This is a genomic window from Streptomyces sp. NPDC006296, from assembly GCF_040613235.1.
Taxonomy (GTDB): domain Bacteria; phylum Actinomycetota; class Actinomycetes; order Streptomycetales; family Streptomycetaceae; genus Streptomyces.
The window spans coordinates 21,888-37,328 of sequence record NZ_JBEXRT010000055.1 but is presented as its reverse complement, the minus strand read 5'-3'; the positions used below and the strand labels follow the sequence as shown (position 1 = coordinate 37,328).

15 protein-coding genes are annotated in these 15,441 nt (G+C 73.7%); 4 read left to right on the top strand and 11 right to left on the bottom strand.

The features are described from left to right. The 3 genes from ABZ172_RS27540 to ABZ172_RS27530 form a co-directional block, all read left to right on the top strand. Window positions 1–388 (top strand): phytanoyl-CoA dioxygenase family protein (locus ABZ172_RS27540; RefSeq protein WP_356887613.1); only part of this gene is annotated, 388 nt, incomplete at its 5' end. Between the two features lie 162 nt (window positions 389–550). After that, window positions 551–1,561, top strand: a complete 1,011-nt coding sequence (locus ABZ172_RS27535; RefSeq protein ID WP_356887611.1) for a VOC family protein — start codon at window positions 551–553, stop codon at window positions 1,559–1,561. Between the two features lie 154 nt (window positions 1,562–1,715). Continuing rightward, a complete protein-coding gene (locus ABZ172_RS27530) occupies window positions 1,716–2,210 on the top strand; it encodes a hemerythrin domain-containing protein (RefSeq protein ID WP_356887609.1) in 495 nt (164 codons plus the stop codon). A gap of 174 nt (window positions 2,211–2,384) precedes the next feature. Here ABZ172_RS27530 and ABZ172_RS27525 read toward each other — a convergent pair whose 3' ends face one another. Beyond that, window positions 2,385–2,921, bottom strand: a complete 537-nt coding sequence (locus ABZ172_RS27525) for a GNAT family N-acetyltransferase (protein WP_356887607.1) — start codon at window positions 2,919–2,921, stop codon at window positions 2,385–2,387. Between the two features lie 140 nt (window positions 2,922–3,061). Continuing rightward, on the bottom strand, window positions 3,062–4,132 hold the full coding sequence (locus ABZ172_RS27520; RefSeq protein WP_356887605.1) for an alkene reductase: 1,071 nt from the start codon (window positions 4,130–4,132) through the stop codon (window positions 3,062–3,064). Between the two features lie 147 nt (window positions 4,133–4,279). Between ABZ172_RS27520 and ABZ172_RS27515 the strand changes: the two genes are divergently transcribed. Then, a complete protein-coding gene (locus ABZ172_RS27515) occupies window positions 4,280–4,792 on the top strand; it encodes a MarR family winged helix-turn-helix transcriptional regulator (RefSeq protein ID WP_356887603.1) in 513 nt (170 codons plus the stop codon). A 136-nt stretch (window positions 4,793–4,928) separates the two neighbouring features. On the opposite strand, the gene ABZ172_RS27510 is transcribed toward ABZ172_RS27515, so the two are convergent. The 9 genes from ABZ172_RS27510 to ABZ172_RS27470 all read right to left on the bottom strand — a co-directional run bounded on the left by ABZ172_RS27510 (window position 4,929) and on the right by ABZ172_RS27470 (window position 15,315). Continuing rightward, on the bottom strand, window positions 4,929–5,990 hold the full coding sequence (locus ABZ172_RS27510; protein ID WP_356887601.1) for an aminotransferase class V-fold PLP-dependent enzyme: 1,062 nt from the start codon (window positions 5,988–5,990) through the stop codon (window positions 4,929–4,931). A gap of 70 nt (window positions 5,991–6,060) precedes the next feature. Continuing rightward, window positions 6,061–6,798 carry a DsbA family oxidoreductase gene (locus ABZ172_RS27505; protein ID WP_356887599.1) on the bottom strand — a complete coding sequence of 246 codons (738 nt, stop codon included), beginning with the start codon at window positions 6,796–6,798 and terminating at the stop codon, window positions 6,061–6,063. A 205-nt stretch (window positions 6,799–7,003) separates the two neighbouring features. Next, entirely contained in the window at window positions 7,004–8,593 is a 1,590-nt protein-coding gene (locus tag ABZ172_RS27500; protein ID WP_356887597.1) for a HAMP domain-containing sensor histidine kinase, read from the bottom strand. Then, entirely contained in the window at window positions 8,590–9,312 is a 723-nt protein-coding gene (locus ABZ172_RS27495) for a response regulator transcription factor (protein ID WP_356887595.1), read from the bottom strand. Before ABZ172_RS27495 ends, ABZ172_RS27500 begins: the two co-directional genes overlap by 4 nt. Window positions 9,313–9,463: 151 nt before the next feature. Then, window positions 9,464–11,179: a CotH kinase family protein gene (locus tag ABZ172_RS27490; RefSeq protein ID WP_356887615.1), complete on the bottom strand. Its 1,716-nt coding sequence runs from the start codon at window positions 11,177–11,179 to the stop codon at window positions 9,464–9,466. Window positions 11,180–11,226: 47 nt separating this feature from the next. Continuing rightward, window positions 11,227–11,904 (bottom strand): DUF4956 domain-containing protein, encoded by a 678-nt coding sequence (locus ABZ172_RS27485; RefSeq protein ID WP_356887593.1) that lies wholly within the window; start codon window positions 11,902–11,904, stop codon window positions 11,227–11,229. Further along, entirely contained in the window at window positions 11,901–12,803 is a 903-nt protein-coding gene (locus ABZ172_RS27480; protein ID WP_356887591.1) for a polyphosphate polymerase domain-containing protein, read from the bottom strand. The genes ABZ172_RS27485 and ABZ172_RS27480 overlap by 4 nt, the downstream gene beginning before the upstream one ends. 380 nt (window positions 12,804–13,183) lie before the next feature. After that, on the bottom strand, window positions 13,184–13,798 hold the full coding sequence (locus ABZ172_RS27475; RefSeq protein WP_356887589.1) for a DUF1349 domain-containing protein: 615 nt from the start codon (window positions 13,796–13,798) through the stop codon (window positions 13,184–13,186). Continuing rightward, window positions 13,795–15,315: an aldehyde dehydrogenase (NADP(+)) gene (locus ABZ172_RS27470; protein ID WP_356887587.1), complete on the bottom strand. Its 1,521-nt coding sequence runs from the start codon at window positions 15,313–15,315 to the stop codon at window positions 13,795–13,797. The genes ABZ172_RS27475 and ABZ172_RS27470 overlap by 4 nt, the downstream gene beginning before the upstream one ends. Window positions 15,316–15,441 lie beyond the last annotated feature (126 nt).

The window sequence follows — 15,441 nt, the reverse complement described above, 5'->3', positions numbered from 1 at the left end:
GATCGCCCTCACCGAGAACCACGACACCAACGGCGGGCTCATGATCATGCCCGGCTCCCACAAGACCTTCCTCGGCTGCTCCGGCGAAACCCCCCGGGACAACTACAAGAAGTCCCTCCAGATGCAGGACGCCGGCACCCCCTCCGACGAAGCCCTCACCACCATGGCCGACCGCCACGGCATCAAGCTCTTCACCGGCAAACCCGGCTCCGCCACCTGGTTCGACTGCAACGCCATGCACGGCTCCGGGGACAACATCACCCCCTACGCCCGCAGCAACGTCTTCATCGTGTTCAACAGCACCGAGAACACCGCCGAAGAACCCTTCGCCGCACCCGTCCGCCGCCCCGCATTCATCGGAGCACGCGACTTCACCCCGGTGAAGTAGACCGCGCGACGGTTCGGGAGGGGGCGGGACGCACGGCGTCCCGCCCCCTCCCGCGTCCGGCCTCCGCCCCGCGCAGGGCCGGACGGGCCCGGAGCGCCCGCGGCCCCTCCCCCGCCGTCAACTCGCTGGACCGCAGCACCCGGTGACGGAGAGGGTGGGCCCATGACCTCTTCCGTCCAGCACATCACCGTCGACTGCGCCGACCCCTACGAGCTCGCCCGCTTCTGGGCCGAGGTGCTCGGTGCCTCCCTGGCCGACGACGACCGGCCCGGCGACCCCGAGGCGCTCGTCGCCTCGTCCCGCGGCACACTTCTCTTCGTCACGGTGCCGGAGGCGAAGGGCGCCAAGAACCGGATCCACCTCGATCTGAGGCCCGAGGACCGCACTCGCGACGAGGAGGTCGAGCGGCTGCTCGCCCTGGGGGCCACGCCGGTGGGCGACCACCGCAGACCGAACGGCCGGGGCTGGGTGACGCTCGCCGACCCGGAGGGCAACGAGTTCTGCGTGGAGTGCGGTGCCGGGGAACGCGCCGCACTGACCGGCACCCGGCTCCCCGTCACCGCCGACGACGTGGCACTGGCGGTCCGCCTCGCGGTCGACACCCTCTCCGGGGCCGCCGGCCGGGACTGGCGGGTGCCCGCCGGAGGGCTCACCTGGGACTGCCGGGAGACCGTCGACCATCTGAGCGACGACCTCTTCGCGTACGCCGTCCAGATCGGCCCGCGCAGGCCGCCGCAGGACCGCGAGGTGCCGTACCGGTACGCGCCCGCACGCGAGGGGGGTCCCGTGCTCTCGGTCTCCGCGAACCCGGAGGCGGGCACCGCCGGGCTGCTCCAGACGCTGGAGGCGAGCGGGGCCCTGCTGACCGCGATGGTGCGCACGACCCCGTCGGACGTACGCGCGCACCATGTGTGCGGGCTCTCCGACCCCGAGGGCTTCGCCGCGATGGGCGTCGTGGAGACCCTGGTGCACACCCATGACGTCGCCGCCGGGCTGTCGCTGTCCTGGACCCCGCCCCGGGACCTCTGCGACCGGGTGCTGGCCCGGCTGTTCCCCGACGCCCCGGACGACGAGGACCGGTGGACGGTGCTGCTGTGGTCCACCGGCCGCGCCGACCTGCCGGGCCGCGACCGCGTCACCTCGTGGAGGTGGCACGGCGCGCCCCTGGGCTGAGAGCGGCACCGCGGCCCCCGGTGGACCGGCACGCGGCGGCGGGACGCAGGGAGATGCGTGCGCGGGACGGCCCGGGGCATCGCCGCGGATGGCGTAGCTTGTCCGCTCCTCCCGGGGGTACCAGCGGAGCATCGGCCGACAAGAGGAGCTCGAAGTGTCTGAAGCGCGTGACGTGGTAGCCGCGATTCTGGAGGACCACCGCACCATGGAGGAACCCCTCCGGCGGATGCGGAGCGTCGAGGAGGACCGGGGAGCGGCCCTGCGGGACTTCGCCGCGCTCCTGATCGCCCACGGAGAGGCCGAGGAGACCGAGGTGTACCCGGCGCTCAAGCGGTTCCGGAACGTGGACAGCGAAGAGGTGGACCACGGGGTGGAGGAGCACCAGGAGGGCAACGAGGCGCTCCTGACCCTGATGGAGGTCGAGGAGGTGGGCTCCGACGAGTGGGACGAGAAGCTGGAGGAGCTCGTCAAGGCGATCACCCACCACCTCGACGAGGAGGAGCGCACGATCCTGAACGGAGCGCGGGAGAACGTGCCGGACGAGCGCCGCACCGAGCTGGGAGCGGTCTTCCTCCGCGACCGGGAGAAGCACCTGAAGGCCGGCTGCGGGAGCGTCGACAACGTCCGCAGGACCGTCCGGGCCCACTGAACGCCGCTGTGCGGTGCGGTGCCTGCTGTGGACCTCCGCGTCAGGAGGCGTGGGACGGGGCGCCGGACCACTCCGCCCGGCACCGCGCGGTCCGTCGGGCGTCGCGCGGGGCGGGTGGCGCGGCCGTCGGGCCGTGCGGCCCGCGCCCTCGGGTCCGTACGGGCCGGGACCGGCTCAGCCGAGGCGGCGCGCCAGCACCTGTCCCGGCCAGGTCCCGGACAGGAAGGCGTCCGTGGGGGCGAAGCCGTTGCGCTCGTAGTAGGCGACCAGTGCGCCTCCGCCGCCCGCCCAGCAGTCGACCCTGAGCAGGTCCACACCGGCCCGCCGGGTCTCCTCGGCCGCGTGCGCCAGGAGTGCGGCCCCGATGCCCAGACCGGCGTGCCTGCGGTCGGAGACCAGCAGGCGCACATAGCGCTCCGGTTCCCCGGCCGGGGCGATCGGCATCTGCGGGCTCGGCCCGGTGTCGAGCACCAGGGCTCCGGCGGGGACGCCGTCCAGCTCCGCGATGTACGGGCTGTTCCGCGTGGTGTACCGCTCGACGCGTTCGGCGCCGCCGGACGTCTGCGAGTACGGGACGGTGCCCCACTGCCCGGTGTTGCCGCGGGCGTTCATCCACGCCACCGCGGCGTCGAGCATGTCCAGGACGGCCGGTGCGTCGGCCGGACCGCCCGGCCTGATGCGCAGCCGCCGGGTCGTCTCGTCGTTCGTCACCCCGGCAGTCTGCCACGGGGCGGCGCGGGGCACCGTGGGATCTCCGCGCCGCCGCGGGCGGCCCCGGGCGGACGCGGATCCGCACGGGGCGGCCGGGACGGCGGTGTGCCGGACGGGGCGGCGCGCCCCGTCCGGCCGGGTCAGACGGCGTCGAGCGCCGGGTAGTCGGTGTACCCCTTCGCGTCCCCGCCGAAGAAGGTCGACGGGTCAGGTGTGTTGAAGGGGCCGCCCGCCTTCAGCCGGGCCGGCAGGTCCGGGTTGGCGAGGAACAGGGCGCCGTAGGAGATGATGTCGGCCACCCCGTCGTCGATCACCGTGTGGTGCTCGGGGCCGGTCGGCCCCTCGGAGAACACGTTGAGGACGAGGGTCCCGGTGAACAGCTTGCGCAGCGAGAGGGTCAGCTCCCGCGTGCCGGCCTGCTCCAGGACGTGCAGGTAGGCCAGTCCGAGCGGTTCGAGTGCGGAGACCAGCGCGGTGTAGACGGCGTCCGGCTCGGGCTCCTCGATGCCGTTGTAGGGGTTTCCGGGCGAGATACGCAGAGCGGTCCGCTCGGCGCCGATCTCGGCGGCGACCGCCGTGACCACCTCGGTCGCGAAGCGGATGCGGGCCTCGTCGGAGCCGCCCCACCCGTCGGTGCGCAGGTTGGTGTTGGGGGCCAGGAACTGCTGGATCAGATAGCCGTTGGCGCCGTGCAGCTCGACGCCGTCGAACCCGGCCTCGATCGCGTTGCGGGAGGCGGTGACGAAGTCGGCGACGGTCGCGCGGATCTCCTCGTCGGTCAGCTCGTGCGGCTCCACGAAGTCCTTCGGGCCCTCCTGGGTGTAGACCTGGCCGGGCGCCGCGACCGCCGAGGGCGCCACCGGGACCAGCCCGTCGGGCAGCAGGACCGGGTGGCCGATCCGGCCCGCGTGCATGACCTGGGCGAAGATGCGCCCGCCCGCCGCGTGGACGGAGTCGGTGACCCTGCGCCAGGAGGAGACCTGCTCGGCGCTGTGCAGACCGGGGGTGGACGGGTATCCCTGGCCGACCACGGAGGGCTGGATGCCCTCCGTGATGAGCAGTCCGGCCGAGGCGCGCTGGGTGTAGTACTCCACGGTGAGGTCCGTGGCCGTGCCGCCCCGGCCGGCCCTGCTGCGGGTCATCGGCGCGAGGGCGATGCGGTTGGCGAGCTGCGTCCCGGAGAGGTCGACGGGATCGAACACGGTGGTCATGAAAGCCTCCGAGGCATTTATATGGTCGGCCAAGTAATCTGCCGCGAGTCACTGTAACCCATTAATTGGCCGACCAAGGTAAAGTTCATGAGGACGTCATGGACCCGGCAGCGGACCGGGCCGCGGCACCGCCCCCGAGGAGTCCCGATGCAGGCCGACAGCACCACCCCCGCCGATCCCGGCTGCACCGGCGGCCTGCCGAGCGCGGCACTCGGCGGCCCCGTCAGCCACGCCATCTCGCGGGTGGCCCGGCTGCACAGGATCACGGCGGGGCGCATGCTCAGGGGGCTCGGGCTCTACCCGGGCCAGGAGTTCCTGATGATGCACCTCTGGGACACCGGGGCGGTCCGCCAGGCCGAGCTGATCAAGGCGATGGACCTGGACCCGTCCACCGTCACCAAGATGCTCCAGCGCCTCGAACAGGCCGGGCACGTCCGCCGCTGCCCCGACCCTGACGACCGCCGGGCCGTCCTGGTCGAGGCGACCGCGACGAGCTGCGGGCTGCACACCGAGGTGCGTGACGCCTGGTCGGGCCTCGAGGAGCACACGCTCGCCGGGCTGGACCCGGCCGAGCGCACGGAGCTGGTCCGGCTGCTCGCCAAGGTGGAGGAGAACCTCTGCCACGAGGCCGGGGACTGCCCGGGGGGGCAGGGCGGGTAGTGCGGACCCCGCTCGTCGTACCCGGACTCCGCGGCCCGGGGGCTTCGCACCCGAGAGATTCGCGCCGCCCGTCCGGGCGCCCGCACCCGCCCGGCACCCGGCGGTGCCGGCGCGGAGGGGCGCGGTGGGTGCCGGGTCAGCCGGACAGCACGTCCAGCGCGCGGTCGACGTCGGCCTCGGTGTTGTACAGGTGGAACGCCGCCCGGAGGTTGCCCGCCCGGTCCGAGACCATCACCCCGGCCGCCGCCAGGCGGGACGCCCGGTCACCCAGCCCGGGGACGGCCACGATCGCGGAGTCGCCGGGAACCGCGGCGTGCCCGAGCGACGCCAGCCCGTCCCGGAAGCGGGCCGCGAGCCCGGTGGTGTGCGCGCGCACGGCCCCGGTCCCGGCCTCGGCCAGCAGCCGCAGCGACTGCTCGGCCCCGTGGTACGAGAGGAAGGAGACCGGCTCGTCGAAGCGCCGGGCGTCGCCGGCGAGCCGTTCGACCGGACCGTAGACGCTGCCCCAGGGGTCCTCCGACGCCGCCATGCCCGGGGACAGGACCGGCAGGTGCTCCTGGGCCTCCTCGGTCACGGTCAGGAAGGACGTGCCCCGGGGGCACAGCAGGAACTTGTAGCCGCCGGTGACCGTGTAGTCGTACGCCCCCGCGTCCAGCGGCAGCCAGCCGGCGGACTGGCTGGCGTCGAGCAGCGTGCGGGCCCCGTGCGCGGCGGCGGCCGCACGGATCGCGTCCAGGTCGGCGACCCGCCCGTCGGAGGACTGGACGGCCGAGAAGGCGACGACCGCCGTCCCGGGCCGCACGGCGTCGGCCAGTCCGGCCAGCGGGACGTAGCGCATCCGCAGGTCGCCGCGCAGCGCGAAGGGGCTGACGACCGAACTGAACTCCCCCGTCGGCGCCAGGACTTCGGCACCCGGCGGGAGGGAGGCGGCGACCAGCCCGACATGGGCGGCGACGGATCCGCCCACGGCGACCCGGCCGGAGCCGACCCCGGCGAGCCGGGCGAAGCCGTCCCGCGCCGCCGACACGGCCTCACCGTCGCCCGCGCCCTGCCGCCGCCCCGCCGCACCGTCGTCGGCCAGCGCCTTGACCGCGTCGGCCGCGCTGCGGGGCAGCAGTCCGCAGGTGGAGGTGTCGAGGTAGGTGGTCTCGGAGGCGAACTCGCTGGCCCTGATCCGGTCGATCGCAGAAGTCTCCATGCGGGACAGCCTGACGGCCGCCCCACCTCAGGTCAATCACGCGAATTCGCGCGACAAACCCAAGACTTCCTTATATGCGCTGGTCGGGCGCGCTCGTCTCGGACACCTCACAGGCCCCGTCCGTGCCGCAGCCGGCCGCGTCGTCCCCGACCTGGGTGAGGCCGGGGACCTCACGGTCCTTCCACGCCTGCTCCAGGGCCTGGGCGAAGACCTCCGCGGGCTGCCCGCCGGAGATGCCGTAGCGCCGGTCGAGCACGAAGAACGGGACGGCGTTGGCGCCCAGTTCGGCGGCCTCCCGCTCGTCGGCCCGCACGTCGGCGGCGTACGCCTCGGGGTCGGCCAGCACCGCACGCGCCTCGTCGGCGTCGAGTCCGGCCTCCACGGCCAGGTCGGTCAGCACCGCGTCGTCGAAGACGGACCGCTCCTCGGCGAAGTTGGCGCGGTAGACGACGGTCAGCAGCTCCTCCTGGCGCCCGCGGGCCTTGGCGAGGTGGAGCAGCCGGTGGATGTCGAAGGTGTTGCCGTGGTCGCGCCCCTCGGTGCGGTAGCCGAGTCCCTCGGCCCGGGCGTTCTCCGCGACGCCGGCCTCCATCCCCCGGGCCTCCTCCGGGGTGCGGCCGTACTTCTGCGCCAGCATGTCGATGACCAGCGCGGTGTCGCCCTTGGCCCGGCCCGGGTCGAGCTCGAAGGAGCGGTGCACCACCTCGATCTCGTCGCGGTGCGCGAATCCGGCCAGCCCCTTCTCGAAACGGGCCTTGCCGACGTAGCACCACGGGCAGGCGATGTCGCTCCATATCTCGACGCGCATGACTCTTCTACTCTCCACCTCTGCAGAACCGGTGCGGAGGGAGCCTCCGCCGCCGTTCCAACACCCGCGTGCCGTGGCTGATTCCCCGCGGCCGTCCTCCGTCGTTCCGGTCCGCGGGACAGGGCGGACCGGCGGGTGCGGGGCCGCCCCGGGGCCGGCGGAGGTTCCGGACCGGGCTCTCCGCGGTACCCCGGCCGGGAGGGCGTCAGCGGCCGTCGGTCCCCGCCCCGGGGCGGCGGCTCCGCTCCGGTCCTCCCGGAACGACCGGGGCTCCCGGGAGGAGCAGACGGAAGGTGCACCCCTCGCCCGGTCCGGTGTCGAGTTCCAGTCGCCCTCCGTGGGCCTCGGCGATCGTCGAGGCGATGGCGAGGCCGAGCCCGGAGCCGCCCGCCGGGGCTCCGTCACTCGGGGCCCCGGCGACCGGCCGCGCCCGGTAGAAGCGGTCGAAGACCTGCCGGGCGTCGTGAGCGGGCAGGCCGGGGCCGTCGTCGGCGACCTCGACGACGTGCGCCGGGGCACCGGAGGGCAGGGGCGGCCCGGCGCTGCTGCGGCCGGGCCGGTCGGCGCCTCCGGTGCGCGGCCCGGCGCACAGGCTCCCGACGCGTACCTCGATCCGGGTCCCGGGCGGGGTGTGGGTGCAGGCGTTGTCCAGGAGGTTGGAGAGCACCTGGGCGAGCTGGTGGGGGTCGCCGGAGCCCTCCACGACGTCGAGTTCCCCCGGGCCGCCGGTGCCGTCCGCCCCGAGCGCGGCGAGGGTGACGCGCCGCCCCGGATGGCGTACGGCGGTGGCGGCGATGCCGTCGGCGGCCAGCGAGAGCAGGTCGACGGGCCCGTGTTCGGTGGTGGGCGCGTCGCCGAGCTTCGCGAGGAGGAACAGCCCGTCGACCAGGTGGCTCATGCGCTCGGCGTTCCGCGCGATGAGCTCATGGGCCTCGCGCCGCCGGCTCACGGACATGCCGGGGTCGTGCAGCAGGAGTTCGGCGAAGCCCTGGAGGGAGGTCAGCGGTGTGCGCAGTTCGTGCCCCGCGTCCGCCAGGAAGCGCCGCAGCCCGCGCTCGGTCCGGTCCTTGCGGTGCAGTGCCGCGCGGAGCTGGTCGAGCATGGTGTTGAAGGCGATGCCGAGGCGGCCGACCTCCGTGTCCGGGCCGGTGTCGGCGACCCTCTGTTCGAGCGCGCCGCCGGCGATGCTGCGTGCGGTGTGCTCGACGCGGGTCAGGGGGCGGAGGCCGAGGCGCACCGCGGCGCCGCCGAGCAGCACCACCCCGGCCGCCGCGGTCACCCCGATCCCGAGGCTGAACCAGAGCAGCCTCGACGTGGCCTCCTCCACGGAGTCGAGGGGCAGCGCCACCACCGCGCGCATGCCGTCGGGTCCGGAGTCGGCGACCACGCGCCACCGGCCGCCGCCGTCCCGGGCCGGCACCGTGACCGGGCGTCCGTCCTCGGGGTGGTGCGCGGTGACGGTGCGGTCCAGACGGGGCTCGCCGCGGCCGTGGCCGAGCGAATCGGGCAGCAGACGGCCCCCGGCGTCGTAGAAGTAGACGCGGAAGTCCGAGGGGAGGGTCTCGTGGGCGGGCGGCCGGCGGTCGGGTGCGGTGCCGTCCGCGACGTCCCGGTAGACGGGCGCGGGCGGGCGGAAGGCCAGGAGCCGGTCGTCGACCTGGCCGATGAGCCAGGAGCGCATGAGGGTGACCCCGGTGGCCTGGGAGAGCAGCACCGCGGCGGTGGCCAGGACGCTGGCGATCAGGACCAGCCGGCTGCGCAGCGAGCGGGGGCGCAGCCGCCCCGAGCCCCTCACGGGGCTTCGTCGCGGGGCAGCCGGAGGCAGTAGCCGACGCCCCGCACGGTGTGGATGAGCAGCGGTCCGGTGCCGTCGGTCTTCCGGCGCAGGTTCTTGATGTAGGTGTCGACGATGCGGGTGTCGCCCGCGAAGTCGTGGTGCCAGACCGTCTCCAGGATCTGCTGCTTCCCGAGCACCTTCCCGGGCCGGGCCATGAGGCAGGCCAGCAGCCGGAACTCCGTCGGCGAGAGCGGCACCCGCCGTCCGGCGCGCCACACTTCGTGGGCGTCCTCGTCGAGGGTGAGGTCGGCGTAGCGCAGCGGCGGCCGGACCGCGGGCGGTGCGGTGCGCGGTACGGCGCCGCGCCGGAGGATGGCGCGGATCCGCAGCAGGACCTCCTGGACGTGGAACGGCTTGGTGACGTAGTCGTCCCCGCCCGAGCTGAGGCCGATGATGCGGTCCTCGACCTCGGTGCGCGCGGTGAGGAAGAGGACGGGGGTGTAGACGCCCCGGGCACGGAGGTCACGGGTCAGGGTGAAGCCGTCGGTGTCGGGGAGCATCACGTCCAGCACGATCAGGTCGGGCTCGCGGCGGGCCGCTCCGGTCAGGGCCTCCTGCCCGGTCCCGGCGGAGGCGACGGCGTAACCGGCGGCCCGCAGGGCGGAGATGAGCAGGGTGCGGATGCTCGGGTCGTCCTCGACGACCAGGACGGTGTGCCGGGCCGGTGCTGCCGTCACGGCTGGTTCACCTCGCGGGGGACGGGCCGTTCACCGGCCGGGCGGCGTGCGGCGGTCCGCACGGCAGGGGACGTACAGGGGTGCGGGCGGCGGACGGGTGGGCCGGCGCCCCGGACCGGACCGGGGGGATCCGTGCCCGGGGCGCCGGTGGTCATCCGGACACCTCCGTGTTCTTCGCCAGTGCCGCGGTGCGTGCGGTGACGGTGACGGTGGTGCGCAGCGCGGTCACGGCCTTCTTCAGACCGGCCGCGTCGGCACCGGCGTCCCGGGCCCGGCCGGCGATCTCCTCCAGGGTCCCGGCCGCCGTGCCGGAGGCGAAGTACTTCTCGTACAGCTCGCGGTAGGCCTTCTTGTACGCCTCGTCGAAGGCGTCCAGCTCCAGGAAGCGCTCCTTGAGCGCGTGGCCTCCCATGGCACCTCCGGCACCGCCCGGCATCCCGCCGCCCGGCGGCTCCATGCCGTCCGGGAGCTCCATGCCGTCCGGCGGCCCGGGCACGCCCTGCGGCGGGGCGGCGTCGTCCCGGCCCCCGGCGTCCTGGCCGCCCGCGCCCTGGTCGTCGGCCCGGCCGTTCGGGTCGCCGGCCGTGCCGCCGCCGGCCCGGCCGCCCATGCTCGTCCGGTCGTCGGGGCCCGCCTCCGCGTCCCCGCTGAAGGTGAGGTTGTAGTCCCATCCGAGGACGGAGAACCGCTTCGTGTCCAGGTCGTACCGGAGCAGGTAGTTCTTGCCGGGGCCCGCCATGTCGTCGAAGTTCATCAGCAGGTTCTGCGTGGCGACGTACCGGGAGAACGACGCGATGTCGAGGTGCTTCCCGAGGTCCGCGGCGAACTCCTCGTCCGACGCCTCGTCCACCCACTTGATGAACTTCATGACGGGTTCGAGGTCCTGGCTGCCGACCTTGTTGAGCTGCCGGAACGAGGACTCGTAGGCGGAGGGGTCGTCGCCCTCGTAGGCGAAGCTGCCGCCCGCCCGGGCCTTGTACAGCACCCCGTCGCCGTCGATGGCCTCGGCGTAGTCGGTGTCCGGGTTCTCCACCATGAGCCGGGTCACGGCCGGCCGGTTGTTGACGGCCACCGTGGCGAAGCCGTACCGCTCGGCCGTCTCCCCGCTCGCCTCCGTCAGCGACAGCGCCAGGGCCTCGTTCAGCGGGACCTGCGCGTCGGCCCCCGGGCGCAGCGAGATCTCCCGCTCGCCCTGGTAGGCGCGGCCCTCGACGTACTCGTCGATCGTGATGAGCCAGGGAAGCTCCTCCGGCTTCTCCGCCGAGAGGTCGTACTGGGTCATCCCTCCGCCCCGGCCGCCGGCACCGGCAGCACCCCCGGCACCGGCAGCATCACCGCCCGCGGGGTCCCCGCCGGTGGTGTCCCCGCCGGTGGTGTCCCCGCCCGTGGCGCCAGGACCGCCGCCGTTCGCGGTACGGCCGCGGTCCTGGCCCCCGCCGCCCTGTTGCTGCCGCGGGGCGCCCTGCCCGGCTCCGGCCGGCATCCGGCCGCCACCGGGTCCGCCCCGGTCGCCGCGCAGGGACATCAGGGTGGAATTGCCCTTCAGGCGGATGCCGACGTCCGGCAGGTGGACCCCGTCGATGGTGAGGTCTGCGGAGAGGGACTCCTTGGTCCCCTCCTCCTCGAACTCCTTCATCATCTTCTCGAAGTCGGTCTGCTCGTAGGTCAGCTGGATCGAGTGCGTGACCGTGGCGTCGTACAGCGCGACCGTGCCCCTGACGTCGTCGGTGATCGTGTCGGCCTCCACCTGCGAGACGGAGGTGACGTAGGGCGAGACGCGGGCGTCCCCGAAGGCGTACACCAGGACGGCCAGGCCCGCGCAGAGCGCTCCGGCCGGCTTCCAGTGGTGCCGCAGCCGCACCGGGATGCGGTCCTTGAGGCGCCGCCGGCGGACCGGCGTCGTGCCGCCGCTCCTCACAGGTCGGTCGAGTCGTAACCGGTGAGCACCGTCACCCGCTGCCCGGAGGTGCGCTCCTGCAGGGCGGTGACGAGGTCGCCGGGTTCGGTGCCCTTCTTCATCCGCACGGTGTAGAAGACCTCGTTGAGGGCTCCGCCGCGGATCGTCTCCGTGCTGACCAGCTCGAACTCGCTGGTGTACGCGATCAGCACGTCCCGGATGGCGGGTGTGTAGTCCTCGCCCGCGGGGACCTGCACCTTGACGACCTGTCGCTGGACGTTCAGGGCGAACCAGTTGAACTTGAACATCACGAGGGTCACGACGCAGATCACGACCGCGCCGACGGCGGCCAGGGTGTAGAAGCGGGCGCCGCACGCCATGCCGATGGCCATCGCCAGGAAGATGAAGCCGACGTCCCGCGTCTCCTTCACGGCGTTCCTGAACCGGACCACGGACAAGGCGCCGACCAGGGAGAACGCCCGCGCCAGGTTCGAGCCGACCACGAGCATGATCAGCGCGACGATCATGCCGACGATGACCAGCGTCTGGACGTATGACTGGCTGTAGGAGACGTTGCGGTGCGTGTACCGGTAGGTGTAGCCGATCATCGTGCTCAGGACGAACGACAGCGCCATCGCGGCGACCACGTCGGCGACGCTGAACGTCCCGCTGAGTTCCTGCAGATCGAAGTTCACTGTGCTCCTGCTCTCACCGGCGCGTGCGCCGCCGGCTGCCCCTGCGGCAGCCGGGTGTGGGGGGTGGGCGGCGGACAGTCCGCCTCGTGGACGTGGAAGACCGACCTGGGTGCCAGGCCGAAGGCCTCGACGGACTGCACGTACTTGCTGATCCGCACCAGGTGGAGATTCCGGCGCGCGGCCAGGTCGGTGATCCAGTGCGGGGTGCGCTCGTTGACCTTGATCTCCATCACCGCCATGTGCGGCGGGACGGTGAAGCGGTTCTCCGGGGTGGTGGTCCCGAAGTGGAAGTCGCGGTCCCGGCCCCGGATCCGGCGGTCGAAGGTGACCCGCAGCCCCGTGTCGGAGGCACGGCCGACCAGCGCCTCGCGCTGGTAGCCGGTGATCACGGCCGGCCGGAGGTTCAGCCGGACGACGAGATCCTGCACCTCCTGGACGAAGGCGCTCTCCCCCGGCGTGTGCTCGACCGCCTCCCGCCCGCCGCAGAGGGTCCGGGCGGCGGCGTACGGAAGGGTGATGCGCCGCTTCTGCGTCACCCGGTTCACCCGCTGCTTGATCTCCACGCACACCGGGGACGCGTCGGTCACGCCGTCGAGGTCTCCGTAGTGCCGGATCCGCAGCTTGCGCCGGAACTTGAGGCCCTCGATCTTCTCCCAGTAGAAGCGCAGTTCCGGGCTGTCGTAGTACAGGCTCCAGACCCCGTACCCGCCCACCGGGCTGTGCGGGTCCCGGTCCATCCGCTCGCCGAGCTCGTCCCGGATCGCGGCAGCCTCCTCCACGGGCACCAGGTACTTCAGCTCGAACCGGTTGAACGCGTGCAGTCTGCTCGCCACGTGCAGCGGCTGCTCGTCCCCCCGGGCCGGGGCGTCGCCGTCCCGGGCCCCGGGGGATGCAGCCATGTCGGGTCGCGACACCCTGCGCCTCCTTGTGTCTCCGTGCCGGACCGGCCGGCACGGAGACACCGAATCAAGGGCGCATGAGGAAGACGTGAGAAACGCGGGTTGATTGTCGGAGGATTCCGGATGACGCACGGGTGAACGCCGGGCGAACACCGCGGATTCGGCCCGCGCACGCGTCCCGCACCGGGGCGGGCCGGCCGCGACGGGACGTGCCGGGGCGCGACGTGCGGGCCGGGACGCGCCGCGGCGCGCCGGACCAGGACGCACGGGCGGGCGCGATCGGGGTGCGCCGGACCAGGACGCGCCAGCAGGAGCGGGACGTGCCGAGGGCCCGGATCCACCCGGATCCGGGCCCTCGGCACGTCGGGCGCGGGGTTCGGTCAGCTGCCGTCGCGCAGGTCCTCCGGCGCGGTGCGGCGGTAGGCGATCCGGTCGAAGACCGCCGTGCAGCCCTCGCCGGTCGGCGACTGGACGAGGAAGCCGACCCGGACGGCCGCCCGCTCCTCCTCGGTGCCGAGGGTGAACACGCGGACGAAGGTCCAGCGTTCACCGTCCTCCGAGGCGTGGAAGGCGAAGGCGGAGCCGGTGCGGGTCAGGCGCAGCCAGTGGCTGTCCCCGTCCACCACGGCCGAGTTGACGTCGTCGGACCGCCCCCGGGTGACGACCGTGCAGACGGTCGGGCGCTCCGGGGACAGCTCCAGGCAGAGCTTCGCCCACTCCCGCTCGCCGACGTGCAGGTAGAGCACTCCCGCGTCGAAGGCGGCGGCGAAACCGACCTTCACCCGCGCGATCAGCTGGAAGTCGCCCTCGGGCACCGCGCCCAGCAGGCGCGGGGCGTCGGAGGGCGATGCCTCCGCGTCGCCTCCCGGGGCGACGAAGCGGTCCTGCTTCGGGCCGGCCGAACCGGTCAGCGCGCCCCCTTCGTACGCCCATCCACCGTCCGGCCCGAACGGCTCCAGGGGGAAGGGGAGTTCGTCGATCCGCAGCGCCGTCATGCCCGGCGTCCGTCGACCCGGCGCGGGAGGTGCTGCGGGTTGTCCTCGCGGAGCTCCGGCGGCAGCAGCGCCTCGGGCGTCGACTGGTAGCTGACCGGGCGCAGCCAGCGCTCGATGGCGGTGGCGCCGACCGAGGTGGAGGTGGAGGTGGTGGCGGGGTACGGGCCGCCGTGGTGCTGCGCGGGAGCGACCGCGACACCGGTCGGCCAGCCGTTGACCAGGACGCGGCCGGCCACCGGCGTGAGTTCGGCCAGGAGCCCGGCGGCGCTGCCGTCGGCCTCCTCCGTCGCGATCTGGAGGGTGGCGGTGAGGTTGCCGGGCAGCCGTGACAGCACGGCGGTGATCTCGTCCGCGGAGTCGTAGCGGGCCACGACGGTGACCGGGCCGAAGCACTCCTCCAGCAGCGCGTCGTGCGGGCCCTCCTGGGCCAGGTGCCGGGCCGGCACGGTGAGGAAGCCGGCGGAGACGGTGTGCTCGCCGCCCGCGCCGGGGGTGACCGGGGCGTCGACGTCGGGGAGCGCGGCCCGTTCGGCCACCCCCTCGACGAAGGCGTCGCGCATCCGGTGGTCGAGCATGACCCCGGCGCCCGTCCCGCTCACCGTCTCGGTCAGCGACTTCAGCAGCTGGTCGCCCGCCTCGCCGGACGGCGCGAACACGAAGCCGGGCTTGGTGCAGAACTGCCCGGCGCCCATGGTCATCGAGCCGCCGAGGCCGGCGCCGATCTGCTCGGCGCGCTCGGTGGCGGCGGCCTCGGTGACGACGACGGGGTTGAGCGACCCGAGCTCGCCGTGGAAGGGGATGGGCGTGGGCCGGGCGGCCGCCGCGTCGAACAGGGCACGGCCGCCGCGGACCGAACCGGTGAAACCGGCGGCGGAGACGAGCGGGTGCTTCACCAGCCCGACCCCCGCGTCGAAGCCGTGGACCACGGTGAGGACGTCCTCGGGCAGTCCGTGCCGCGCCGCGGCCCGGCGCAGCAGCGAGGCGCAGATCTCCGAGGTCGCCGGGTGGTCGGGGTGCGCCTTGACGACGACGGGGCAGCCCGCGGCCAGCGCGCTCGCGGTGTCGCCGCCGGGGACGGAGAACGCGAGCGGGAAGTTGCTGGCGGCGTAGACGGCGACGACACCGAGCGGGATCTTGTAGCGGCGCAGGTCGGGCCAGGGCGGGGTCCGGCTGCCGTCCTCGTGGTCGATGTGCACGTCGAGGTAGGCGCCCTCGTCGACGACCTCCGCGAAGGCACGCAACTGGGCAGCGGTGCGCGCGAGTTCGCCGGTCAGCCGGGCGGGGCCGAGCGCGGTCTCCGCGTCGGCGGCCTCGATGACGTGGTCCCGGGCCTCGGTGAGCAGGTCGGCCGCGGTGCGCAGGAAGGCGGCGCGCACGGTGCGGTCGGCCAGGGCGCCCCGGGCGGCGTGCGCCGACCGGACCGCACGGTCGACCTCCTCCGCCGTGGCCTCCACCGCCACCTGCTCACGCGGGTTCCCCGTCCGGGGGTCGACGCTCCAGACTGGTGCTGCTGCCACCGTGTTTCCTTCCGGTCCACTGCCACACAGGAGAAGTTGTTCGGTATTCTGAACAGCGTTCCTGATCGTGAATACACAGGAACTCTATTTCCGGGCGCGCGGTGTTGGCAAGAAGTCACCGGGGCG